Annotated in this window: 22 protein-coding genes; 19 read left to right on the top strand and 3 right to left on the bottom strand. The window is 45.4% G+C overall.

Annotation, left to right across the window (positions count from 1 at the left end; all coding sequences use genetic code 11):
• Positions 1-114: 114 nt before the first annotated feature.
• Entirely contained in the window at positions 115-624 is a 510-nt protein-coding gene (locus tag AB6D80_RS07890; protein ID WP_012604971.1) for a CpxP family protein, read from the bottom strand.
• A gap of 179 nt (positions 625-803) precedes the next feature.
• On the opposite strand from AB6D80_RS07890, the gene AB6D80_RS07885 reads away from it, so the two are divergent.
• The 4 genes from AB6D80_RS07885 (at position 804) to trmL (ending at position 4123) form a co-directional block, all read left to right on the top strand.
• Positions 804-1493 carry a response regulator gene (locus tag AB6D80_RS07885; protein ID WP_017103634.1) on the top strand — a complete coding sequence of 230 codons (690 nt, stop codon included), beginning with the start codon at positions 804-806 and terminating at the stop codon, positions 1491-1493.
• Positions 1493-2872 (top strand): envelope stress sensor histidine kinase CpxA, encoded by a 1380-nt coding sequence (gene cpxA, locus AB6D80_RS07880; RefSeq protein WP_012604972.1) that lies wholly within the window; start codon positions 1493-1495, stop codon positions 2870-2872. Before AB6D80_RS07885 ends, cpxA begins: the two co-directional genes overlap by 1 nt.
• A 76-nt stretch (positions 2873-2948) precedes the next feature.
• Complete coding sequence (locus AB6D80_RS07875) at positions 2949-3566, top strand: superoxide dismutase (protein WP_012604973.1); 618 nt, start codon at positions 2949-2951, stop codon at positions 3564-3566.
• Between the two features lie 77 nt (positions 3567-3643).
• Positions 3644-4123, top strand: coding sequence for a tRNA (uridine(34)/cytosine(34)/5-carboxymethylaminomethyluridine(34)-2'-O)-methyltransferase TrmL (gene trmL, locus AB6D80_RS07870; RefSeq protein WP_009844716.1), 480 nt, complete (start codon positions 3644-3646; stop codon positions 4121-4123).
• 120 nt (positions 4124-4243) lie between these two features.
• On the opposite strand, the gene AB6D80_RS07865 is transcribed toward trmL, so the two are convergent.
• Complete coding sequence (locus AB6D80_RS07865; RefSeq protein ID WP_012604974.1) at positions 4244-4768, bottom strand: FxsA family protein; 525 nt, start codon at positions 4766-4768, stop codon at positions 4244-4246.
• Positions 4769-5052: 284 nt separating this feature from the next.
• Between AB6D80_RS07865 and aspA the strand changes: the two genes are divergently transcribed.
• The 11 genes from aspA to AB6D80_RS07810 all read left to right on the top strand — a co-directional run bounded on the left by aspA (position 5053) and on the right by AB6D80_RS07810 (position 19776).
• Positions 5053-6504 carry an aspartate ammonia-lyase gene (gene aspA / locus AB6D80_RS07860; protein WP_009844714.1) on the top strand — a complete coding sequence of 484 codons (1452 nt, stop codon included), beginning with the start codon at positions 5053-5055 and terminating at the stop codon, positions 6502-6504.
• Positions 6505-6685: 181 nt separating this feature from the next.
• On the top strand, positions 6686-7993 hold the full coding sequence (locus tag AB6D80_RS07855) for an anaerobic C4-dicarboxylate transporter (RefSeq protein ID WP_017101331.1): 1308 nt from the start codon (positions 6686-6688) through the stop codon (positions 7991-7993).
• A 510-nt stretch (positions 7994-8503) separates the two neighbouring features.
• Positions 8504-9952, top strand: coding sequence for a YfcC family protein (locus tag AB6D80_RS07850; RefSeq protein ID WP_017101330.1), 1449 nt, complete (start codon positions 8504-8506; stop codon positions 9950-9952).
• Positions 9953-10756: 804 nt separating this feature from the next.
• Positions 10757-11980, top strand: a complete 1224-nt coding sequence (gene arcA, locus AB6D80_RS07845; RefSeq protein WP_009844709.1) for an arginine deiminase — start codon at positions 10757-10759, stop codon at positions 11978-11980.
• Positions 11981-12052: 72 nt separating this feature from the next.
• The gene (gene arcC / locus AB6D80_RS07840; RefSeq protein ID WP_009844708.1) at positions 12053-12964 is read left to right on the top strand and encodes a carbamate kinase; all 912 of its coding nucleotides are present in this window, start codon (positions 12053-12055) and stop codon (positions 12962-12964) included.
• Positions 12965-13158: 194 nt separating this feature from the next.
• Complete coding sequence (locus AB6D80_RS07835; RefSeq protein WP_076675508.1) at positions 13159-14169, top strand: ornithine carbamoyltransferase; 1011 nt, start codon at positions 13159-13161, stop codon at positions 14167-14169.
• A gap of 499 nt (positions 14170-14668) precedes the next feature.
• Positions 14669-15598, top strand: a complete 930-nt coding sequence (gene pyrB, locus AB6D80_RS07830) for an aspartate carbamoyltransferase (RefSeq protein WP_372188192.1) — start codon at positions 14669-14671, stop codon at positions 15596-15598.
• Positions 15599-15613: 15 nt separating this feature from the next.
• Complete coding sequence (gene pyrI / locus AB6D80_RS07825; protein ID WP_009844706.1) at positions 15614-16078, top strand: aspartate carbamoyltransferase regulatory subunit; 465 nt, start codon at positions 15614-15616, stop codon at positions 16076-16078.
• Between the two features lie 326 nt (positions 16079-16404).
• Entirely contained in the window at positions 16405-16893 is a 489-nt protein-coding gene (locus AB6D80_RS07820; protein WP_009844705.1) for an arginine repressor, read from the top strand.
• 175 nt (positions 16894-17068) lie between these two features.
• On the top strand, positions 17069-18934 hold the full coding sequence (locus AB6D80_RS07815; protein ID WP_372188190.1) for a protein-disulfide reductase DsbD: 1866 nt from the start codon (positions 17069-17071) through the stop codon (positions 18932-18934).
• Between the two features lie 212 nt (positions 18935-19146).
• Positions 19147-19776, top strand: coding sequence for a response regulator transcription factor (locus tag AB6D80_RS07810; RefSeq protein WP_012604978.1), 630 nt, complete (start codon positions 19147-19149; stop codon positions 19774-19776).
• Here AB6D80_RS07810 and AB6D80_RS07805 read toward each other — a convergent pair.
• Positions 19773-21524 (bottom strand): potassium/proton antiporter, encoded by a 1752-nt coding sequence (locus AB6D80_RS07805; protein WP_372188188.1) that lies wholly within the window; start codon positions 21522-21524, stop codon positions 19773-19775. The two genes, AB6D80_RS07810 and AB6D80_RS07805, sit on opposite strands and share 4 nt — an antisense overlap.
• A 416-nt stretch (positions 21525-21940) precedes the next feature.
• Between AB6D80_RS07805 and AB6D80_RS07800 the strand changes: the two genes are divergently transcribed.
• The 4 genes from AB6D80_RS07800 (at position 21941) to AB6D80_RS07785 (ending at position 25895) form a co-directional block, all read left to right on the top strand.
• The gene (locus AB6D80_RS07800) at positions 21941-22207 is read left to right on the top strand and encodes a DUF4212 domain-containing protein (protein WP_009844701.1); all 267 of its coding nucleotides are present in this window, start codon (positions 21941-21943) and stop codon (positions 22205-22207) included.
• Positions 22208-22217: 10 nt separating this feature from the next.
• Positions 22218-23921 (top strand): sodium:solute symporter family protein, encoded by a 1704-nt coding sequence (locus AB6D80_RS07795; protein ID WP_372188186.1) that lies wholly within the window; start codon positions 22218-22220, stop codon positions 23919-23921.
• A 192-nt stretch (positions 23922-24113) separates the two neighbouring features.
• Positions 24114-24497 carry a hypothetical protein gene (locus AB6D80_RS07790; RefSeq protein WP_371695201.1) on the top strand — a complete coding sequence of 128 codons (384 nt, stop codon included), beginning with the start codon at positions 24114-24116 and terminating at the stop codon, positions 24495-24497.
• A 12-nt stretch (positions 24498-24509) separates the two neighbouring features.
• On the top strand, positions 24510-25895 hold the full coding sequence (locus AB6D80_RS07785) for a class II fumarate hydratase (RefSeq protein WP_372188184.1): 1386 nt from the start codon (positions 24510-24512) through the stop codon (positions 25893-25895).
• Positions 25896-25959 lie beyond the last annotated feature (64 nt).

The following is a 25959-nucleotide window of genomic DNA, read 5'->3' as shown; positions in this document are numbered from 1 at the left end:
ACAGCTCGGAAGGATCCTTCAACCGATCACTTTGGCTTTAACTGATCGGCATTAGGCACTAGGCCGCTTCTTTCTAAACAACTTTCAATCAATCCAGCTTTTTCAAACCATGAATTACTTGTCTTTGTTCATGCGTTTTTCCATTTTGTCCGCACATTTAGCCATGCGATCTTGCTGGATTTCTTTCAGTTGAGTCTTCTGTTCAGGTGTTAGTACGCTCATCATTTGATGTTGCTTCTTCAGCATGGTTAAACGACGCTCTGTTTGCTTCTCTACCATTTGGCTTGCTAGGTCGTTTGCCGCCGCTTCATCAAAGGTATCGGCTAGAACTAAATCTTGAACTTTCTCGTGGTGCGCTTTCATCTGCGCCATCTTGTCCGCTTTATTACCTGAATGCTTTGCTTTCATCTCAGCACGGTTCGCTTCACGCATCTCTTTTAGCTCTGCTTTTTGAGCATCCGTCAGATCCAGTTGACGCATCACTTTTTTGTCAAAGCCGCCACACTTGCCATGCATGCCTTTGTGGTCACCTTTATCGCCACCGCCATATGCGAACGCGCTTGCTGTACCTAACATAAGTGGAAGTGCCGCAGCTACTAGTACAAGTTTCTTAGTCATTTTCATAATTTTTGCCTCAATTCGGTATAATCAGTCATGTGTTGCGTTTGTTTTCAGCGCTTAGATATAGATTAGTCTTTCCCTCGTAAAGCGACGTTTAGAAAGCGTAAAGAATCGTAAAGAGTGAAAGTTGACGAATAATTAGCAGTATTATTAACCTATAAACAACTGATTAAGGCTTCCCAATGGCGAACATTCTTCTTATTGATGACGACACCGAGCTAACCGGCTTACTTAAAGACATACTGAGCTTTGAGGGATTCACTGTTTCCGAAGCCAACGACGGCTATGCGGGGTTGGAAGCTATCAATGATGAGATAGATTTGATTCTTTTGGACGTGATGATGCCGCGCCTTAACGGTATGGAAACGCTAAAGAAACTAAGAGAAAATTGGGAAACGCCAGTACTGATGCTGACAGCTAAAGGTGAAGAGATCGACCGTGTTATTGGCCTTGAGCTTGGCGCAGATGATTACTTGCCAAAGCCTTTCAGTGACCGAGAGCTGCTCGCTCGTATTCGTGCCATCTTACGTAGAACGCAGATCAACACCGCACCTAAAGCAACCAGTGATAAGGTTCAATATCAAGACATTGAAGTGTTCCCCGGCAAGCAAGAAGCTTATTGTAATGGCCAGCTTATCGATCTTACCACCACCGAGTTCGCTTTGCTGAGTCACCTAATCCAGAACCCAGGGCAAGTGATCACCAAGGAAGCGTTGAGTTTGGATGTGCTGGGCAAAAGGCTTGCAGCGTTTGACCGTGCGATAGACATGCACATATCCAACCTACGTAAAAAAATCCCAGAACGCAGTGACGGTAAATCTCGCATCAAAACCTTACGAGGCCGTGGCTACTTATTGGTAGAGGAAGATTAATGCGTATACCTAAAATCACCAGCTTATATGGACGTATCTTTGCTATCTTTTGGTTCACCATGTTACTGGTGCTTTTGTCGGTACTGTCACTTCCCCATTTAGACCCGCGAGTGGCGCGCGATGTGCCTGCCGATCATCTCGATAAACTCGAACGTATCGCTAAATTCACAGAAAAGCGCTACGCCAAAGAATCTAACCTGGGAAAAATAGTGTTCCAACTTGAGGCACCGCGTAGCCGCAAGGATTCTCGTGCTCGTATTTACCTGACCGACCTTGAAGGCGCTGTCCTTACATCGAAAAGACACTCAAATTACAAACTTAAAGCGATTCGTAATTTTGTTACCTCGATAGATAACCCTGAATTACCCAAGCAAAAGTTATACGGACATTACATGGTAGCAGGGCCAGTCCCTATCACACTCGCTGGAGAAGAATTACTGATGTATGCCGGAGTAAAATGGAACCAACCTCCTCCATTTTTGCTGCGCTTATTTGATAGACCTTTACAACTGTTGCTTGCGGTAATGCTAGCAAGTACCCCACTGCTATTATGGTTAGCTTGGGCATTGAGCCAACCAGCTCGTAGGCTTGAACGCGCAGCACAACGTGTGGCGAAAGGTCAGTTTGAGGTCGATCCCACACTCGAAAAAGGCACCTCAGAATTCAGACAAGCGGGTGAGAGCTTTAACCAAATGGTCGAAGCAGTGAACCAGATGATCTCAGGGCAACAACGCCTACTTTCAGATATCTCACACGAGCTACGATCGCCATTGACCCGCCTACGCATGGCGAATGCACTTGCGATTCGTAAACAAGGTGAGAGCCAAGAGTTAGAACGTATTGATATGGAAGCTCAGCGGTTAGAGCAAATGATCAGTGAGCTACTGACGCTATCACGCATGCAGGTCGACAGCCATATTACTCGTGAGGTTCAGCCTATTTCGAGCTTATGGGAAGAGATTTTAAAAGATGCAGAATTTGAAGCTGAACAGATGGGTAAATTACTGACGTTTTCAGAGATCCCAGACCGTTCTATTTCGGGTAACCCTAAGCTACTGATGAGTGCCTTGGACAATATTACGCGCAATGCTATCTACTACGGTAAAGACCAAGTCGATGTGCAATTCGATGTTGTCCAAGATCGGCTGACGATTTGCGTCAATGATAATGGCGATGGTGTGCCTGATGACGAACTGGATTCTATCTTTAGACCTTTCTACCGAGTTTCAACGGCGCGAGATCGTAACTCTGGCGGCACAGGGCTTGGCCTAACCATTACAGAGAGTGCGATTCGTCAACACAGCGGAACCATCACTGCAAGCCGTAGCCAGCTCGGTGGATTACAACTCAAAATCACCCTGCCTATCCTGCCAGTGTAATACCCCTACAAAGATCACAGTTGATAATGATTTCCATTATCATTATGGTAAGTCCTCTAATTAAGGAGGATTTACCATGTCACACTCTTTTCCTGCTCTACCCTACGCCTACGACGCCCTAGAACCTTACATTGACGCTAAGACGATGGAAGTGCACTACAGCAAGCACCATAGAACCTACTACGATAAGTTTGTTGCGGCGATTTCTGGCAGTGAACTTGAGCAGCAATCTCTGACCGAGATCTTCGCTAACATCTCTCAGCACAGCCCTGCCGTTCGCAACAATGGCGGCGGTTACTACAACCATATTTTATATTGGAACTGCATGGCTCAAGATGGCGGGGGTGAACCAGCAGGTAAACTTGGCGACGCGATCCAAAGTACTTTCGGAGATTTCGAGACGTTCCAAGATCAGTTCGCTCAAGCGGCAATCAATACCTTCGGTTCAGGCTTTGCTTGGTTGGTAGTAGAAGAAGGACAACTGAAAATCATCTCGACCTCAAACCAAGACAACCCGTGGATGGATACCATCGCCAGCAACGGTGAGCCGATTCTTGCACTGGATGTCTGGGAACACGCCTACTACATCAGCTACCAAAACCGTCGCCCTGATTACATCAATGCATGGTGGAACGTGGTGAATTGGAATGCGGTTTCTGAAAACTACGCACAAGCACTCGCGAATAAAGCGTAAGCCAATGGTGGTGAACTGTACTCACTCAGCTTGCCACCGTATACTCTGGCTATCTTTGATTATTCTTGTGAACCAACATGTTTGATATCGCTCTATACGAACCTGAAATTGCGCCCAATACGGGTAACATCATCCGCCTATGTGCTAACTGCGGCGCAAACCTGCACCTGATTGAGCCGCTTGGCTTTGATTTTGAAGAGAAGAAAGTTCGTCGTGCTGGCTTGGATTACCACGATCTAGCGCGTGTTAAGCGTCACAAGAACCTAGAAGCCTTTCTTGAGTATCTAGAGAATGAACGCGAGGGTGACTTCCGCATCTTTGCTTGCACGACAAAGACCACAGGTCACCACGTGGATGCGAAATTCCAACAAGGTGATGTGTTGATGTTTGGCCCTGAGACACGTGGCCTGCCTGCAGAGTTCATCGAAAGCATGCCAATGGAACAACGCATTCGTATTCCAATGATGCCAGATGCGCGTAGCCTCAACCTATCTAACGCGGTTGCTATTATTGCATTCGAAGCGTGGCGACAAATGGGCTTTGAAGGCGCGGTATAACCGAACGCTCCTCCCCTGCTAGCAATAAAAAAGGCTCTTACCATTATCACTTTCTTGCGAAGGATAAAGGTAAGAGCCTTTTCTGTTTTCCCTCTATATAAAGAAGAGAGAAAAAACGGACTAGTTTAAGCGGTTACGATCGTTGTCATCGTCTTTCTTCTCAAACTCACCTTCAAAGGTGTTACCGTCTTTTGATTGATCTGATGGGTCGCGATTAAATGGGTCTTGTCCAAATGGACTCTGACCAAAACCAGCCTGTCCACCCGCATGGAAACCGCCAGACATATTGGTCACCACCATTTTTTCCATCATTTTCTTAGCAATCATCGCTCTTGGTGCTGGTAGCAATACCAACATACCGAGTGCGTCCGTCATAAAGCCAGGAGTCAGCAGCAATACACCAGCAACCGCAAGCATCACGCCTTCAAGAATCTGTTGTGCTGGCATTTCGCCTTGTTGTAATCGACCTTGCACAGACATAAGTGTTTGAATGCCTTGGCTACGAACAAGCGATGCACCAACAAATGCAGTAATCAAAACCAACGCAATAGTTGGCCACAATCCTAAGAAGCCACCAACTTGAATAAATAGCCCAATCTCAATGATGGGTACGAAGATAAAGAGTAATAATAAGATAGGAAACACACGCCCTCCTTTGTTACATCCAGTTTACGCTGAAAGCCCTATCAATCTCAAATTTATCCTGTAAATAAGCGTGTTTATTGACCGAGAATAACTTTGCAAAATATTGACGAAACAAAACCGAAAAAGGTGATCAACTTAATATTTTTATGCGCTAAGTACAGTATCATGTGCCACATAAGTCAGGACGGATTTATCAGCCCAATATTCTAGCGAACGGAGTATTTGCACACAGAATAGGCTAATAACTAACTATATAATCAGAATAATTCTCTAAGGATCCTGTTATGGCTAATCTATCAGAAGCTCAAGTTGAAGCTCCTCAAGCTACTCGTCTCGAAGAAGATCTACTAGGTCAACGTCATGTTCCGGCTGATGCTTACTACGGCATCCACACTCTACGCGCAGTTGAAAACTTCAACATCTCAAATGTAACGATCTCAGATGTACCTGAATTCGTTCGCGGTATGGTGATGACAAAGAAAGCAGCGGCTTTAGCAAACAAAGAGTTAGGTGTAATCCCAAGCGAAGTAGCTAAATACATCATCGAAGCTTGTGACCTCATTCTAGACACTGGCAAGTGCATGGATCAGTTCCCATCGGATGTATTCCAAGGTGGTGCTGGTACTTCTGTAAACATGAATGCTAACGAAGTTGTGGCAAACGTTGCACTTGAACTTATGGGCAAAGAAAAAGGCCAATATGAGTTCATCAACCCAAATGACCATGTAAACCGCAGCCAATCAACTAACTGTGCTTACCCTACGGGTTTCCGTATCTCTGTGTACAACAGCGTTCGTAAACTGATTGACGCTATCGAATACCTAAAAGGTGCATTCGAGCTTAAGAGCCAAGAATTCAACACAATCCTGAAGATGGGTCGTACTCAACTTCAAGATGCTGTTCCAATGACGGTTGGCCAAGAGTTCCACGCTTGGGCTGTAACCATCAATGAAGAAATCAAAAACCTAGAATACACTTCAAAGCTATTGCTTGAAGTTAACCTAGGCGCAACGGCTATCGGTACAGGTCTGAATGCAGCACCGGGTTACCAAGGCCTAGCAGTTAAACACCTAGCGGAAGTAACTGGCCTAGAGTGTGTAGCGGCTGAAGATCTTATCGAAGCAACATCTGACTGTGGCGCATACGTAATGACGCACGGTGCACTTAAGCGCCTAGCGGTTAAACTGTCTAAGATTTGTAACGACTTACGTCTTCTTTCTTCAGGCCCACGCACTGGCTTTAACGAACTAAACCTACCTGAACTGCAAGCAGGCTCTTCAATCATGCCAGCTAAAGTAAACCCAGTAGTGCCTGAAGTAGTAAACCAAGTTTGCTTTAAAGTTTTAGGTAACGACAACACGGTTTCTTTCGCTGCAGAAGGCGGTCAGCTTCAACTGAACGTAATGGAACCTGTTATCGCACAAAGCATGTTTGAGTCTCTAGACATTCTAACAAACGCATGTGTGAACCTACGCGACAAGTGTGTAGACGGCATTACTGTGAACAAAGAAGTGTGTGAATCTCACGTATTTAACTCTATCGGTATCGTCACTTACCTAAACCCATACATTGGCCACCACGAGGGTGATGTTGTTGGTAAGATCTGTGCAGAAACAGGTAAAAGTGTTCGTGATGTGGTTCTAGAGCGCGGGTTATTAACCGAAGAAGAACTTGATGACATTTTCTCTGTTGAAAATTTGATGCATCCTCAGTATAAAGCAAAACGCTACGAATAACGTTAGCGAAAAAGGGCTCCAAACGGAGCCCTTTTTTAGGCTCCAATACGGTTAACCATGTTAATTTTGTGGGTTTCTGTTGGTTGCACTTTTGCGAAATAGAATCTAAACCATAGAACTATTATGTGAACATTCCAGCGGCGAATGTTCACATAATAAAATCTAAAATGAGGTGTTACTTATGATTGCAGTAGAACTATTTATCGTCCTGCTCTTTATCTTTTTGGGGGCCAGAATTGGCGGTATCGGTATTGGTTTTGCCGGTGGTGCTGGTGTTATTGCCCTTTCACTGATTCTTGGCGTTCCAACAAGCCAGTCTTTCATCCCGATCGACGTAATCTTGATCATCATGTCGGTTATCACCGCAATTGCTGCTATGCAGGTTGCGGGCGGTATGGACTGGTTGGTACAAATTGCAGAAAACTTTTTGCGTAAACACCCTGAACGCATCACCTTTTACGCGCCGATTGTGACCTTTGTAATGACACTAATGGCCGGTACTGGTCACACAGCATTCTCTACGCTTCCTGTAATCGCAGAAGTAGCGAAAGGCCAAGGTGTTCGTCCTTCTCGTCCACTGTCTATCGCAGTTGTCGCCTCTCAAATTGCTATCACAGCTTCGCCAATCTCGGCTGCCGTTGTCGCTTTCGCAGCAATGCTGGCACCCTTTGGTGTTGATTACCTAACGCTATTGATGGTTTGTATCCCAACAACCTTCATCGCTTGTATGGTTGGTGCGGTTGTTGCTAACTACATGGGTAGCGAACTGAAAGACGATCCTGTTTACCAAGAACGTCTAGAGAAAGGTCTAATCAAACTGGCGACAGAAGAGAAGCGTGAAATTCTACCAACAGCGAAGAGAGCAACGTACATCTTCCTAGCAGCGATTGGTTTCGTGGTTTGCTACGCAGCGGCTATCTCTAGCTCTGTTGGCCTAATTGAAAACCCAGCGCTTGGTCGTAACGAAGCGATCATGTCTGTGATGCTAGCAGCAGCAGCGGCTATCGTGATGTTCACTAAGATTGATGCTGCGAAGATTTCTTCAGCGCCAACATTCCGCTCTGGTATGACAGCGTGTGTTTGTGTACTTGGTGTAGCTTGGTTAGGTTCAACGTTTGTAAACGCACACGTTGCTGAGATCAAAGACGTAGCAGGTGCTCTACTGGCTGACTACCCATGGATGCTGGCTCTTGTTTTGTTCTTCGCTTCTATGCTGCTTTACTCTCAAGGCGCAACAACAGTTGCACTAATGCCAGCAGCTCTAGCGATTGGCGTAGCACCACTAACAGCCGTGGCTTCTTTTGCTGCAGTAAGTGCACTGTTCGTACTTCCAACTTACCCTACGCTACTGGCAGCGGTTGAGATGGATGACACAGGCTCAACGCGTATTGGTAAGTACGTATTTAATCACCCATTCTTCATTCCTGGTGTGGTAACAATCAGTACAGCGGTTGCACTCGGCTTCGCATTTGGCGGCCTATTCATCTAGTAATCACTAATGTTCTAAACTAAAAAAGGAAGCTTCGGCTTCCTTTTTTGTTTTCTGCTCAATGTGTTATTTGATACACGTCAAATAACCGTTATAAAATTCAAAAACCAACTAAAAATAAAGTTTGAATAAAATTCCAGGATTATTCAGTCCATTAATTAGGAATGCCTACCCAGTCAATCTCCCTTTGATTTACCGTCATCCCCATCGAATATTAATCCAAGCTAACTAACCAAAAAACCTTGCCAATTTTCTGCCATTTTTCAGCCCTTTCATTAGCCATTATTTTTGTGAACAGCACCAAACTTAAATACTTACGTAAGGAATAAAATAACCGCAGCTAAATTAAATCTAACTTCATTTGGATTGGTAAATATAAAAACAACCTTAATTTAAAGTCAGCAACTTTATATCGTTGAGTGCTTTATAAGTGTCCGTGTATTTACAATCTATAAATCATTAGTCGCTAATTCACATCACTTCTATTTAAGATGATGTAAGGAGATAGCCATGACAACTCAAACGATACCAAGCGAGAAAAAAAAGGGCGGCTTCTTTGCCAACTTTAAATTTCCTTCTGCCTACACCATTCTATTTATTCTGATTGCGTTCGTCGCGCTGCTTACCTGGATTGTTCCAGCAGGCCAATACGACCGTGCAATGAATGAAGAGCTAGGCCGAGAAGTACCCGTAACCGGAACCTATCAAGCGGTAGAAGGTAACCCTCAAGGCGTGATTGATGTACTGCTAGCGCCTATTGATGGCTTCTACGACCACAATAGCTATGAAGCCGCGGCTATCGACGTTTCGCTGTTCATCTTAATCATTGGTGGCTTCTTAGGGCTAGTAACCAAAACGGGTGCCATTGATGCTGGCATCGAGCGCGTTACCGCCCGCTTAGAGGGGCGAGAAGAGTTGATGATACCGATACTGATGGCATTGTTTGCCGCTGGCGGTACCGTCTACGGCATGGCGGAAGAATCACTGCCATTCTATACATTACTAGTACCAGTAATGATGGCAGCTCGCTTTGACCCTCTAGTTGCGGCTGCGACGGTATTGCTTGGCGCGGGCATTGGGGTGCTAGGCTCTACCATTAACCCATTCGCGACCGTTATTGCTGCCAACGCCTCTGGTATTCCATTTACCGACGGTATCGCGCTGCGTATTGGAATGCTGATTATTGGTTGGGGTATCTGTGTCGCCTACGTCATGCACTACGCAAGAATGGTACAAGCCGATCCAACAACATCGATTGTTTACGACAAATACGAAGAGAACAAAGCGCACTTCCTTGGCAACGCAAGTGGTGAAAAACTGGAGTTCACCGCGACTCGCAAACTGATCCTGGCCATTTTTGGTGGCTCTTTCGCTGTCATGATTTACGGTGTATCCGTTGCTGGATGGTGGATGGCAGAGATCTCCGCGATGTTCTTAGCAGCGACTATTATTGTCGGTATTGTGTCTCGCATGAGCGAGGAAGAGTTCACAACTAGCTTCATTGACGGTGCTCGAGACCTACTGGGCGTTGCGCTTATCATAGGTATCGCACGTGGTATCGTAGTCGTAATGGACCGCGGTATGATCACCGACACTATTCTTTTCTCAGCAGAACAAATGGTGACTGGCCTTTCTTCAGTTGTCTTCATTAACGTGATGTTCTTCTTAGAAATTCTACTGTCATTCTTAGTACCTTCGACCTCTGGTCTAGCAGTGCTGACTATGCCAATCATGGCGCCATTAGCCGATTTTGCTGGCGTAGGTCGTGACCTTGTTATCACCGCTTACCAATCTGCATCTGGCTTGGTCAACTTAATCACTCCAACCTCTGCAGTGGTAATGGGCGGCTTGGCGATTGCTCGTGTCCCTTACGTGCGCTGGGTTAAATGGGTGATGCCATTAATCGGAATCTTGATGGTGTTCTGCATCGTTGTACTAAGTATTGGTGCGCTTATCTAAAACCTACACACCACCTTCTCGTTCAAAGCCGCTTTCTTAGCGGCTTTTTTATTGCTATCTCCCTCAGAGCCAGTCCCCAAAACAACCTCACGAGCTGCACACACTCTATTTTAAGCCTCTCTATAGCTAACCTCATCAGCCAACCTTAAACAACCCAAGGACACCTTCGACAAAGCGTAAATCAACGTTTTAATATTGATGTTAAGGCTAATAAAAAATAATCCATCCCTCTCCATTATGTTTATAAAGATATTTAGTCATTTATTAACGTTAATTATATTTAAAGTTATTCACCTTGTAATAACCAAAGGGGAAATAAAAGCTATTTTTTTAGAAAACTGGCTTAAAAAAACCAATTATAAAGTGTGACCACAACAGCTTTATTCGCATTTATTTTGTTAATAAATAATTAATTTCACATCCAAAATTAAATATCTAAATAGAAACTTTGCATACTTCCAAGCTAAGTACATTCTTATCAATAAAACTATTATGCATATAATCCCTAACAATTTTGATTCTAGGAAGGTTCATCAAAAAAGCGTGCATAAAGTTCCCTAACAGCTAACTATTTAGAATGTAATCGTCATGACTAAAAGTGCATAAAGTTTGTTAAAACCCTTAATTTTAAAGGGCTGCGGGATAAAAAACGATTTGTGATAGATCTCTAAGAATACCTGAGTAGCAGGCGTAATATTAATTCCAGACAAGAGATATGAATAAAATAATTCATTATTCTCCACTGAAAATAAATAATTACTCTTAGCGATAAAAGTAATTCAAATATATAAGAGAGAGACGATCATGAGTAAGTTCTATGTAGGTTCTGAAATAGGTCAATTGCGCCGTGTTCTAGTTCACCGCCCAAGACGCGCACTGACTCACCTAACACCCTCTAACTGTCACGATTTACTATTTGATGACGTACTGGCTGTTGAGCGCGCAGGTAAAGAGCATGACGCATTTACTAAAACGCTACGTGATCAGGGTGTTGAAGTTCTTCTTCTTACTGACCTACTAGCAGACACACTAGCAGTGCCAGAAGCGAAAGACTGGCTACTAAGCTGCCAGGTATCTGATTACCGTTTGGGTAAAACATTCGCTAATGATGTGCGCTGCTACTTGGGCGACTTACCAAACTTAGAGCTAGCAAAAATCCTAACGGGCGGTCTGTCTTACGCTGAAATGCCAATGAAATCATCTTCAATGATGCAAGGCATGCACGCACCAACTGACTTCATTATCGAACCTCTACCAAACCACCTATTTACTCGTGACACATCTTGCTGGGTATACGGTGGCGTATCTATCAACCCGATGGCGAAACCTGCTCGTCAACGTGAAACAAACCACGTTCGCGCTATTTACCGCTGGCACCCAACATTCGCAGGCGAAGACTTCATTAAATACTTCGGTGATGAAGAAAACATCAACTACGACAACTCAACAATCGAAGGTGGTGACGTTCTTGTTCTCGGCCGTGGCGCGGTTCTTATCGGTATGTCTGAGCGTACAACAGCACAAGGTGTTGAACACTTAGCGTCTAGCCTATTCAAACACGGTCAAGCGACACAAGTTATCGCAATGCAGCTACCAAAACACCGTTCTTGCATGCACTTAGACACCGTGATGACTCACATGAACGAAGATACGTTCTCTGTTTACCCTGAAGTGGTAAGTAAAGACGTGCAGTGCTGGAACCTAACTGGCGATGAGTCAGGCGCAGTGAAAGTGAAAGAAGAAGGCTACTTCGTAACAGCTATCGAGAAAGCACTTGGCGTAGACAAGCTAAACCTAATCACAACGGGTGGCGACAACTTCCATGCAGAACGTGAGCAGTGGAACGATGCAAACAACGTTCTAACGGTTAAACCTGGCGTTGTTATTGGCTACGAAGGCAACACATACACCAACGAAAAATACGACAAAGCAGGCATCACGGTTCTTCCGATTCCAGGAGACGAACTTGGTCGCGGTCGCGGTGGTGCACGCTGCATGAGCTGCCCAATTGAGCGTGATGGTATCTAATCACTAAGACGAAACGGCCAAGTTGAACGACCTTAAATAATCTCAACTTGGCCAAAATGAGAGAACACAATTATGACTAAGCAAACTGTTGTTGTTGCACTCGGCGGTAATGCCCTACTTCGTCGCGGTGAGCCGTTAGAAGCCGATGTTCAACGCCGTAATATTGAAACGGCTGTTAAAACCATCTCTGAAATCGCGAAAGTGTACAACGTGGTTCTAGTGCACGGTAATGGTCCACAAGTTGGCTTACTTGCTCTGCAAGGTTTGGAGTACAAAAAAGTAAACCCGTATCCATTGGATGTATTGGGCAGTGAGACTCAAGGCATGATCGGCTACATGCTGATGCAAGAGTTCAAAAACTACCTGCCTGACCGCAACATCTCATGCATGTTGACGCAAATGACCGTTGATCCAAACGATCCTGCATTCGCAGATCCAACTAAGCCAATTGGCCCGATCTACGAAGAAGCAGAAGCGCGTGAGTTAGCGGAGAAATTCCACTGGATCGTAAAACCAGACGGTCAACATTTCCGTCGAGTAGTGCCAAGCCCACGCCCTACTGGCATTGTTGAACACGAAGCGATCACTCAACTTATCGATGCAGGTCACCTCGTAATTTGTACTGGCGGTGGTGGCATCCCAGTGAAAAAAGAAAATGGCAAATTAGTCGGCGTTGAAGCGGTTATCGACAAAGACATGTCAGCGGCTTTCTTGGCGAAACAATTGGATGCGGATGCACTACTTATTCTGACCGATGCTGACGCTGTTTATCTTGATTGGGGCAAACCGACTCAACACGCACTGCGCAGTACTACACCAAGTGAATTGGCGAAGTTTACATTTGATGCAGGCTCAATGGGGCCAAAAATTGAAGCATCGTGCGAGTTCATTCAGCAAGGCGGCAAAGTAGTGGGTATCGGCGCACTCGAAGATGGTTTGCAAATCCTGCAAGGCCAAGCGGGCACCAATATCACCAAAGGTTAATGCACTAGCGAGCTTTATCATCTTGAAAAACTTAAAGCTTGAGAACCTTAAGTCTTGAAAGCTTTTAAAGCTTGCGAAAACAGATTAAACGAAACAAACAAAACCGAACAACTTTAACTAAAAATTGAATCGCGCTTTCTTGAATTTTATTTCCCTGTAACAAGGAAGCGCCTAAATCTAAGAAGGAATACATCATGGCTTTTAACCTACGCAATCGTAACTTCCTAAAACTACTAGATTTCACTCCACGCGAAATTCAACACTTGTTAGATCTTTCTATGGAGCTAAAAAAAGCGAAGTACAACGGTTACGAACAGCCAACACTGACTGGCAAAAACATTGCGCTTATCTTTGAAAAAACCTCAACTCGTACTCGCTGTGCATTCGAAGTAGCAGCATTCGACCAAGGTGCTCGAGTTTCTTACTTAGGCCCATCTGGCTCTCAAATTGGCCACAAAGAATCAATGAAAGACACCGCTCGCGTTCTAGGCCGTATGTACGATGGCATCGAATACCGCGGCTTTGGTCAAGAAATCGTTGAAGAGCTAGGCGCTTACGCTGGCGTTCCTGTGTGGAATGGCCTGACTGACGAATTCCACCCAACACAAATCCTAGCTGACTTCCTAACTATGACGGAATACGGCCGTGGCAAGCAATTGCATGAAATCAAGTTTGCTTACCTAGGTGATGCTCGCAACAACATGGGTAACTCTCTAATGGTTGGCGCTGCGAAAATGGGCATGGACATTCGCCTTGTTGCTCCAAAACAATTCTGGCCACAAGAAGAGCTATTGGCTCAATGTCGTGAAATCGCAGAACACACTGGCGGCAAAATCACGCTAACAGAAGATGTTCAAGAAGGCGTGCAAGGTTGTGACTTCCTATACACCGACGTTTGGGTATCAATGGGCGAAGCGAAAGAAGCATGGGCTGAGCGTATCAACCTAATGATGCCTTACCAAGTCAACATGGACATGATCAAAGCAACAGGCAACCCACATGTGAAATTCATGCACTGCCTACCTGCTTTCCACGGCGAAGATACAACTGTCGGCAAACAGCTTGCTGCTGAATATCCGCAGCTTAAAGATGGCGTAGAAGTGACGGATGAAGTGGTTGAGTCTGAATACTCTATCGTGTTCGATGAAGCAGAAAACCGCATGCACACCATCAAAGCAGTAATGGTTGCGACATTAGGCAGCTAATTACCTAAGAAACAAAACAGTTAAGACGTTAAAAATTAAGAAGCTAGGCACTCACTTGTTCGAAATACGTTGATAAGTTAAGTGCAATGACAGGGAAATGCGAGTGGCGTTCTTGGGATTTTGACCTTGAATAAAACTCGCATTTTTTTTCATGTGGTTGAAGAGATAATTTCCTGGAAAACCCTGTAAGTCTCAGCCCCAACAAAGACTTAAATGGGAGTTTAAAATGGACGTAATCTCGCATAAAAATCCATTAAATGAATACTTTACAGAAAGTATTGCATGGCCTTTTTATCTGAGTATAATCCTCCGCAATTTGTCTTAAGAGAGCAAAAAATGAACCGCAATTTTTTCGCACATGATTGTCAGCCAATACGCCTTAGAACGGCGTTGGTGTCATTTTTATTTTGCTCTATTGATCATTTCGAAGCCTCCTATTTTTAGGGGGCTTTTTTTTGTCCGCAATTTGACTGTATGCATAGAAAAAGGAAGACCCGTTATGGCGCATTCGTTATTTAACAAGCACATCATCTCCATTCCAGAGCTATCTCGTGATGAACTGGAGCTTATCGTCGATACTGCAGCAAGACTCAAAGCAGAACCAAACCCTGATCTGCTGAAAAATAAAGTCGTTGCGAGCTGCTTCTTTGAGCCTTCAACTCGAACTCGCCTCTCATTTGAAACCGCAGTTCAACGCCTTGGCGGCACAGTCATCGGCTTTGATAATGGCGGCAACACATCGCTGGCGAAAAAAGGCGAAACACTTGCCGATTCCGTTCAAGTGATTTCATCTTACGTGGATGCCTTTGTGATGCGTCACCCACAAGAAGGCGCGGCGCGCTTAGCGTCTGAATTTTCTAACGGTGTGCCAATTGTGAATGGTGGCGACGGTGCAAACCAACACCCAACGCAAACCTTATTGGATCTGTTCTCGATTTACGAAACGCAAGGCACGCTCGATAACCTCAATGTGGCTTTCGTCGGCGACCTAAAATATGGCCGTACCGTACACTCTTTGACGCAAGCACTATCAAAATTCAATAACGTGCGTTTCTTCTTTATCGCGCCAGAAGTGTTAGCGATGCCTGATTACATCTGTGAAGAGTTGGAAGAGATGGGCATCCAATACAGCACCCACAGCAGCATTGAAGAAGTGGTGCCTGAACTGGATGTCCTGTACATGACTCGCGTACAGAAAGAGCGCTTTGATGCGTCAGAATACGCGCACATGAAGTCGGCTTACATTCTAACGGCCGATACCTTGAAAGATGCACGCCAGAACATGAAGGTGCTTCACCCATTACCACGCGTCGATGAAATCACAACCGACGTAGATAAAACGCCACACGCTTACTACTTTGAACAAGCTGAAAACGGTGTATACGCTCGCGAAGCCCTATTGGCCCTAGTTCTTAACGACACTTTATAAGCAGGAGAAACAGTCATGGTTAAACAAACTCAGCTACAAGTAGAAGCGATCCGTAACGGCAGCGTGATTGACCACATCCCTGCTCATCTTGGTATCAAAATCCTTAAACTGTTTAAGCTACACAAAACAGAACAACGCATCACCATGGGATTGAATCTGCCATCATCTGCGCTTGGTCACAAAGATCTGATCAAGATTGAGAACATCTTTCTGACCAAGGAACAAGCCAACCAATTGGCTCTGTATGCGCCGCAAGCGACGGTAAATCAGATTGAAGAGTACAAGGTGGTTAATAAGCTAACATTAGTACTGCCAGACCAAATCAACAGTGTGTACTCTTGCCCGAATAGCAACTGTATTTCGCACGGTGAACCCGTTGAAAGTAGCTTTAAAGTGCAGCTAAAACACGAAAACGTCCAACTAAAATGTCACTATTGTGAAAAAGTATTCTCTCGCGAGATCATGAGTGAAATCCGCTAGCCCTTAGCGCTCTTACCTTCGTAAAAGAAACCGCTCAAACTACATGGATATTTATTCCCAACCCGGAATAAATATCCACTTACCCAAAGAATAAAATTCCACAAAAAAGCAAATAACCAGAATTTTGTTTGGTGATCGCCTTCAAAAAGATAACTATTCTTTAGTGGTAGACTGGATGAATAGAAGATCATACATCACGCATACCCTTCCTATTTATTTCGGGATTCATCGGTAAGCCCTAATTAACAATCGTACTCTACGGCTTTGGGAGTGCGTTCTGCGCTATGGACAAGCGATACCCACACGTTGGCTTTAAGGAGTTGTTCATGAACCAAATCACTGAGCACGGTTGCTTGTATTCAGCTGAAGATAAAACACTGACTGCAGCGTGCAAACGCTTACTACAACAGCAAAGCTTCTCGACCCAGAACCAGCTGCGAGAGAAACTCGTCGACATTGGTTATACAGGCATTAGCCAGTCGACTGTGTCTCGTATTTTGTCACAACTCGGTGTTGTCAAAATCCAGAACGCCTGTGGCAAAAAGGTTTACTGCATCACCGTAGAAAGCGCACCGGTACGTGTCGATGCGTCAATCTCATCACAAATCGAATTAATTACTCACAACCAAGCAATGGTGATCGTAAAAACAAACCCTGGTTGCGCACAGTTGGTCGCAAGATTGGTTGATATCGACCCACATACCGAGATTATCGGTACGGTTGGCGGCAATGACACGGTGTTAATTATTCCGAAAGACACCACGAATATAGATGCTTGCGAACAAGTAGTAAGAGCACGCTTAGGAGTGGCTTAAATGTCTTATTGGCAAAAGCTGACAACTCATGTTGAGCGACTGACACTCTCTCGACTGCCCCAGAAAATAGCCCACCCGCCTTAGGGGATATTTGTCTACCGATGAAACTAATCACAAACTATTACGGTCTGATTGAGTTAAGATACCTTCAACTCCATTTTGATGACTAAATAGTATGCGACGACTTGCCACATTACTTTTTGTTTGTGTTTCCCTGTTCACCCAGCCTGCGTGGGCGCTTTTTGGAAACGACAACGCCGAGCCAAGCTTCGGAGGCAATAACAACGGTTTTGTCCCTGTAGACCAAGCTTTCCCTTTCAATTACTACCAGCAAGACGGCAAGGTCCTTCTCGACTGGCAAGTAAAAGAGGGCTACTACCTCTATCAACATAGCCTCTCGTTCACTGGCCAAAATCTCACTATCGGCAATGTTGAAATGGAAAATGGCCAACCACACCAAGATGAATTCTTCGGTGAGGTGAGCATCTATACTCAGCCATTATTCGTGCAAGTTCCTCTACAGAGTTACCAAGATGGCTCACAGCTTATCGTTAAGTATCAAGGCTGTGCAGATGCTGGTTTCTGTTACCCACCAGAGATCCGAGTAATCGACATTGAACCGTTTACTGCGACGAGTTCTGGGGATATGAAAAGCAGTGATGAGCAAAACAGTGGTGCTTTACAAGGTTCTTCTGATGCAGCTGGTGAAGCTGACAATTCAGTACAAGCCTCTTCTCCTACCACTGACGCAGCAAGCAATACCACTCAACAAGCCAATGCTCCCGTATCAAAAGAAGCTGGCTTAGCCGATAAGCTGGGTGACAGTTGGTGGACGCCACTATTATTCTTAGCTCTCGGTGTTGGCTTAGCCTTTACGCCGTGTGTTCTGCCTATGTACCCAATCCTAACCGGTATCGTATTAGGCGGCGGCAAGCTCAGCCAAGGTCGCGCGCTGATGCTGTCCTTCATCTATGTGCAAGGCATGGCACTGACCTACACCTTATTAGGTTTAGTGGTTGCCTCTGCGGGCATGCAGTTCCAAGCTGCGATGCAACACCCTTATGTATTAATTGCGTTGAGCGTTCTATTCGTGGCATTAGCCATGTCGATGTTTGGCGTTTATAACCTGCAACTTCCAAGCAGTATCCAAACTTGGCTTAACAATCAAAGTAACAAACAGCAAGGCGGCAATACCTTGGGCGTGTTCGCGATGGGTGCTATCTCTGGCTTGGTGTGTTCACCTTGTACCACAGCTCCATTGTCAGGTGCGCTGCTGTATGTGGCTCAAAGTGGCGACCTATTAACGGGTGCGATTGCTCTGTATGCCTTAGCCATGGGTATGGGTATCCCGCTGATCTTGGTTGCGGTATTTGGTAATAAGCTTCTGCCGAAAGCAGGTAGCTGGATGGACAAGGTTAAGATCGTATTTGGCTTTATCTTGCTGGCAGCCCCTATCTTCCTACTAGAGCGTATTATCCCTGAATTATGGGCAACCGTGCTTTGGTCTGGGCTTGGTTTCATCGCCTTTGGTTGGCTTTACCACAGCAAGAATGCACTGCCATTCGGTGGTTGGAAACAGAGCGCTGTAGGTATCATCGCGATGCTTGGCCTGTTCGCATCAGCTCAACCTGCACTCAATTACTGGTTCGCAGAAAAGAGCGTTGTGGTTGAGCAACAAATCCAATTTGCCCGCGTCAACACGGTTGAAGAGTTAGAAATCCAGCTCATCGAAGCCAAGAAACTCGGCAAACCAGTGATGCTCGATTTCTACGCCGATTGGTGTGTGGCATGTAAAGAGTTTGAGAAGTACACCTTCCACCAAGCAGATGTTGAGAACAAGCTTTCTGATTTCGTCCTGCTTCAGGCTGACGTAACGAGAAACATGCCTCAAGACATTGAACTGCTTAAACAATTGCAGGTACTCGGGTTGCCAACCATAGAGTTCTGGGATGGTGAGGGTAACCATGTTCCAAATGCTCGTGTGACGGGCTTTATGCCTGCCGATGTATTCTTAAAACACATGCAAGACCACCAGCTATAGCGACGACATTCGTCTAAATACAAGCACTAACGAAAGCCGCACCGCCCCTCCGTAACGAGATGGCTGTGCGGCTTTTTTGTTATTCAGAGTAACGCTTTCTTATTCTGGGGATAAAAGTCGATATGGTTCAGACTTTTAATGCATAAATATTGTCCACATACTCAATCAGGATGATAATAAATATTAACTAAATTGTTAAAAGTATGAACGTCATGGACTCGACCTATACCATCATCATTGCTGATGACCACCCTCTCTTTCGCAACGCCCTATTTCAGTCAGTTCATATGGCTATCAGCGGTGCGAACCTGCTTGAGGCTGATTCTCTCGATGCCTTACTGACTCTACTAAAAAAAGAAGATGAACCAGACCTGTTACTTCTCGACCTTAAAATGCCGGGAGCAAACGGGATGTCGGGCTTAATTCAACTGCGTGCTGAATATCCAGATTTACCGATCGTGGTGATATCAGCCAGCGAGGATGCCAGCGTTGTCACTCAAGTGAAAAGCCACGGTGCGTTTGGTTTCATTCCTAAGTCGAGTGATATGCGTGAATTGGTCAGTGCACTGAATCAAGTGCTGAATGGCGACCCGTTCTTTCCTGAAGGGCTTATCACCAATAATGCAGCCTGTAGCGACCTTGCGGAAAAGCTTTCCACACTGACACCTCAGCAATACAAGGTGCTAGGGATGCTTTCAGACGGCTTGCTAAACAAGCAAATCGCCTATGAATTGAATGTTTCGGAAGCGACTATCAAAGCACATATGACAGCCATCTTCCGTAAACTGGATGTGAAAAACCGAACTCAGGCGGTTATCTTGCTACAAGAAGTCCACAACTAAACTTCACTTATATCCTCTTCTAAAGTCGTCTTTGGCAAACATAAACCCAACCTGACGACTTTATGATCATCTATCTCTGCGACCACCCAAGTAATGTCATACCACATAAAGCTATCACCCAATACAGGGTGTGCACCAAGCTCTCGCTCTGCCAATTGTTTTAGCGTCATTTCTCGCTCTTCTTCCGAGCCCAGTTCGATACCATAACAATCACTGACCGCTGTAATCGATAGTTCGACATCCAGGAAGAAATCACCAAAGAATCGAGCGGACTCTTCAGCTAGAGGAGCCTCACTGAATAGCGCACTTAAGCTATCTAGGTCTTTATCTTGACCAAGCACACAGAGAATATCGTTCGCCTCTAACACGGTGCTACCCGATGGGTGAAGCAAAGCATCTTTTCTAAACAGTGCCGTAATTCGCGTCCCTTCAGGCATAGACAAACGCTTAAGCGGTTCACCAACACACCACTTTTCTTCTTTCAGCTTGTAGACAAACATCTCCCACTCACTGGTCGGATAAATCTCCATGCCAGTACGAGAAATCGGTGTTGGTGTGGGTGGTAAGGTCACCTGAGCCAACCTCGCCACTTTCATCAAGCTACCGCCCTGAACAATCAGCGAAACCATAACCACGAAGAAGGCGATATTGAAGTAAAGCTGAGCATTGGGCAGGCCAGCCATCATCGGGAACACCGCCAAAATGATCGGCACAGCGCCACGTAAACCTACCCAAGAAACAAACCAACGTTCTTTGGTGGTAAAGCTTCTGAACGGCAGTAAACCCAACCAAACAGACAACGGGCGAGCAAACAAGATCATACCGAAAGCCAATGCTAACGCAGGAAGTGCAATGTCCATTAAGGTCGATGGTGTCACCAATAAACCCAACACCAAGAACATCACGATCTGACTTAGCCACGTCATACCGTCTAGGACATTAAGAATAGAGTGTCGAGAACGCGTTGGACGATTACCAATGAACAGACCTACGAGGTAAATCGATAAGATGCCACTACCGCCAAGCATGTTAGAGAACGCAAACAGAGCCACGCCCCCACTGAGTACCAGAATGGAGTAAAGGCCATCAGCCAGTTGTACTCGATTGATTAAGCTCCATAGAACCCAGCCGCCGCCAATACCAACAAGAGTACCGATACCAAACTGCATCGCAAAACTTTGCAGTAGGAAGTTCATTCCCATCTCAGCGTCAGGGTTACCTAACAGCGCAATTAAAGTCACCGTCAGGAACACCGCCATTGGGTCGTTAGTGCCTGATTCGATCTCTAGAGTTGAACCCACACGCTCATTGAGACTCTGTCCTTTCAGCAAAGAGAATACCGCTGCCGCATCGGTTGAACCAACAATCGCCCCGACCAAGATGCCCTGCATTAATGACAAGTCAAACAGCCAAGCCGCCATTAATCCGGTTAAGGTTGCTGTACATGCGACACCTATCGTCGCCAGCGAGAGCGAAGGCCAGAAAGCGACCTTGAAGCTCGCCACCTTGGTTCGCATACCGCCATCCAACAGAATCACGGCAAGCGCAAGGTTACTCACCAAATAGGTCAGTGAGTAATCATCGAAATGAATATTACCGGGTCCATCTTCACCCGCTAACATACCAACGAACAAAAAGATCAAAAGAATCGGAACGCCCAATCGAGAGGACACTTGTGAGAAAAGTACGCTGATGGCGATGAGTACGGCACCAGTCAAGAATAAGTGGTTAATGGTTATTGCGTCCAATTCGTTCCCCCAAAGAATAAAATCCGAGCTTTAAGCCTGTTGATCTTTTGCCGTTTAGCAAGGCACGGTCGGTGAAAGTGCCGTAGTTACTATAACAAACTTATGTTTCGCTTCGTGTCATAAGCAGGGCTAAATACAGTTTCTCGGTCATTTAGTTGTTAAATTTTATGACTCGCACTCTAATTCATCCCTCTTTGTTAGACCTTTGGCTAATTTAACATTATTGCAACATCACGTTTTTCTATGGTTCTGTCTCCTAGCTCCCATATTTCAGGACATTAGCGCTAATAGCGTCCCGACTAAAGTTGCACAGATCCCTTGATTTATCCTTGCTACACTCTAAATCGTAACATTACGTTAACACGGCAATTTCTACAGAAACGGTTTCTACGAAAACGGAATTAAAGGAGAAGGCAATGGCGTTCGAATCTACGGAACATGCTCAAGCCTACTGGAAGGAAAACTTGGGAATAATGGGAACACTACTCGCTGTCTGGTTTGTGGTGTCTTATGGCGCTGGCATCTTATTTGTGGATGTCCTAAATACCATTCAATTTGGCGGGTTTAAGCTAGGTTTTTGGTTCGCTCAACAAGGTTCAATTTATACCTTCGTGGCGTTGATATTTATTTACGTTGTTCGCATGAATAAGCTGGACAAAAAATACAACGTACAGGAAGACTAGAGGCTAGAACATGGATATTCAAACTTGGACGTTTATTCTCGTCGGTATTACTTTCGCAGTCTATATCGGCATCGCAATCTGGGCTCGTGCTGGAACAACGAGTGAATTCTACGTTGCTGGCGGCGGCGTACACCCAGTAGCAAACGGCATGGCAACAGCCGCTGACTGGATGTCGGCAGCATCATTCATCTCAATGGCTGGTATCATCTCATTCGTTGGTTACGACGGTGCGGTTTACCTAATGGGTTGGACAGGTGGTTATGTACTACTTGCGCTATGTTTAGCACCTTACCTACGTAAGTTCGGTCAGTTTACGGTTCCTGATTTCATCGGTGAACGTTACTACTCGAAAACAGCACGTATGGTAGCGGTATTTTGTGCAATCTTCGTATCATTTACGTACGTTGCAGGCCAGATGCGTGGTGTTGGCGTTGTATTCTCTCGTTTCCTAGAAGTTGATATTAACCTAGGCATCATCATTGGTATGGGTATTGTGTTCTTCTACGCAGTGCTTGGTGGCATGAAAGGCATCACTTATACGCAGGTAGCTCAATTCTGTGTCCTCATTTTCGCCTTCCTTGTTCCAGCAATCTTTACCTCAATCATGATGACAGGTAACCCACTTCCACAAGTTGGTATGGGCTCGACTCTATCAGGTACAGATGTATACCTACTTGATAAACTGGATGGACTCACCGAAGAACTCGGATTTACCGCCTATACCGAAGGTAACAAGAGCATGGTAGATGTATTCTTCATCTGTGCAGCTCTAATGGTAGGTACTGCCGGTCTTCCACACGTAATCATTCGTTTCTTCACGGTACCAAAAGTACGTGATGCTCGTATCTCAGCAGGTTGGGCACTACTGTTCATCTCATTGCTATACACAACAGCACCTGGTGTTGCAGCCTTCGCTCGTGTAAACATGATCGAAACGATTAACGGCCCAGACATGCAAGGTGTCGCAGCAGCAGACGCACCAAGCTGGTACAAAAACTGGGAAAGCACTGGCCTAGTTGGTTGGGAAGATAAGAACGGCGATGGCAAAATGTTCTACTCGGGCGACGAACGCAACGAGATGAAGATTAACCGTGACATCATCGTACTGGCTTCTCCAGAGCTAGCAAAACTACCAAACTGGGTTGTAGCACTACTTGCAGCCGGTGGCCTAGCTGCCGCACTATCAACAGCCGCTGGTCTACTACTGGTAATCTCAACGTCGATTTCACATGACTTGTTGAAGAAAGGCTTCAGACCAAACATGACCGACAAGCAGGAGCTATTAACCGCTCGTTTGGCTGCCATGGTCGCGATTGTTGGCGCAGGTTACTTGGGTATTAACCCACCAGGCTTCGTAGCTCAGGTAGTAGCGTTTGCCTTCGGCTTAGCCGCAGCATCCTTCTTCCCTGCCATCATCCTAGGTATCTTCTACAAGAAGATGAATAAGGAAGGCGCAATTGCAGGTATGTTGTCAGGTATTGCCTTCACAGCAAGCTACATCATCTACTTCAAGTTCATTAACCCAGCAGCAAGCACACCGGAAAACTGGTGGTTTGGTATCAGCCCAGAAGGCATCGGTACGCTAGGTATGTGTCTAAACTTCGTAGTATCAATTGCTGTAAACAAAGTAACTGCTGAAGTTCCACAAGATGTACAAGATATGGTTGAGAACATCCGTTACCCGAAAGGTGCTGGTGAAGCTCACGACCACTAAACAAAGATGTTTAGCAAAAAATGAATCAGTACTTACATTGTAGGGATTAGGTACTGAATCTCAGAAAGCCGATACGTCATGTATCGGCTTTTTCTTTTCCCCTCCATTTTATAAAAAGATAAACAAAGGGTTGTTTTTAAAATCTCATTTGATAATAATTATCATTAACATCCCATTGAAGAGATGCAAATAATGATGAAAGAACAGCAGGGTCTCTATTCGAGGTTTTACAAAGCACAAGATCGCTTTGCTTCATTAGAGCAAGTTCAAGGCCACGAGCCTTTTGTGATTCGAGACTATATTCAATGTGGTCTAACGCTTTCGGCTTACTATGAAAAGCATGCCGCCCAAGAAAACATCTTGTTATGCGAGCTGTATCTGCGCCAAGTTTTCTTTCATTTGATAGAAGCGATTGAGTCTCGTGACCGCAGTTTCGCCTTTCGACATATCTGCCTAGACTCTATTCACTCACCACTATTTTATTTGAAACGCCACTACTGCCAGCAACCACAAGGCCAAGCGCGTTTTTTGAATCTCAGCCAAACACTACAACAAGTCCAAGCCCCACTTGGCTAACAAGGATAGAACATGACCCTACAATTTCGGATAGAAAAAGACAGCATGGGCGAAGTGAAAGTTCCTGCCGATGCGCTATACCAAGCCCAAACTCAACGTGCCGCGGATAATTTCGCGTTTAGTTCACACAAGATGCCAACCAGCTTCATTCAAGCACTGGCGTTAATTAAACTGGCCGCCGCCGATACTAATGCTCAGCTAGGTTTACTGGAAGGTGATATTGCCAACGCGATAGCCGAAGCCAGCCAAGAGATCATCGATGGTAAACACCTCGAGCAATTCCCTATTGATGTCTATCAGACGGGCTCTGGCACCAGCTCTAACATGAATGCTAACGAAGTGATTGCGACACTCGCTTCAAGAAGCCTGCAAGGAGACGTGAACCCGAATGATCACGTAAACATGGGGCAAAGCAGTAACGATGTCGTGCCAACAGCAATTCAAGTCAGTGTCGCTTTGATGGCGGAAAATAAGCTGCTGCCTGCACTTACCCACCTTTCTGCAACACTTACCGTTAAACAGCAAGAGCTTGCTGAGGTAGTAAAAACAGGTCGTACTCACCTAATGGATGCGATGCCGATTACCTTTGCTCAAGAGCTTGGTGGTTGGAAGTTCCAGATTGAACACGCCAAGCAAGCGATTGAAAGCAGTTTGCCAGCAATCAAGGCGCTTGCTCAAGGTGGCACAGCGGTAGGTACGGGGATCAATGCCGACCCACGCTTTGCCGATAAGTTTGCAAGTAACCTGTCTCAATCGACAAAGATCAGTTTTACCTCGAGTGAAAACTTCTTTTTTAACCTCAGCAGCCAAGACGCGATCGTTGCACTGTCAGGTCAGCTTAAAACTGCAGCAGTTGCGATCATGAAGATCTCAAACGATCTTCGCTGGATGAACTCAGGGCCGTTAGCTGGCTTAGGGGAAATTGAGTTGCAGGCTCTACAACCGGGCTCGTCTATCATGCCTGGCAAGGTAAACCCTGTAATTCCAGAAGCTGCAGCCATGGCGGCGGCTCAAGTAATAGGTAATGACACCACCATTACGATTGCAGGCCAATCGGGTAACTTCCAATTGAATGTGATGCTGCCCGTTATTGCTCATAACGTATTAGAAAGCATTGAGTTGTTAGCAAACAGTTCAGTCGCACTGGCTGATAAAGCAATTTCTACCTTCATGGTACGCCAAGACAACCTCGATTTGGCACTGTCAAAGAATCCAATTCTGGTGACCGCACTTAACCCTGTGATTGGCTACTTGAAGGCGGCTGATATTGCCAAGAAAGCCTATAAAGAAGGCCTACCAATTCTGGATGTCGCAGAAAGAGAAACCGATCTTAGCCGAGAAGAGCTCAGCAAACTGCTTGACCCAACTACACTCACTCAAGGCGGTATCGCGGGTTAAAGTAAATCGGTCATCCATAACCGAGCGAACAGATCGAAAAAGGCCTCAGCTGAGGCCTTTTTAA

The sequence above is a fragment of the Vibrio sp. 10N.247.310.17 genome, from assembly GCF_041466605.1.
GTDB classification, from domain to species: Bacteria; Pseudomonadota; Gammaproteobacteria; order Enterobacterales; family Vibrionaceae; genus Vibrio; species Vibrio tasmaniensis_A.
This window is presented reverse-complemented; position numbering and strand designations above follow the sequence as displayed.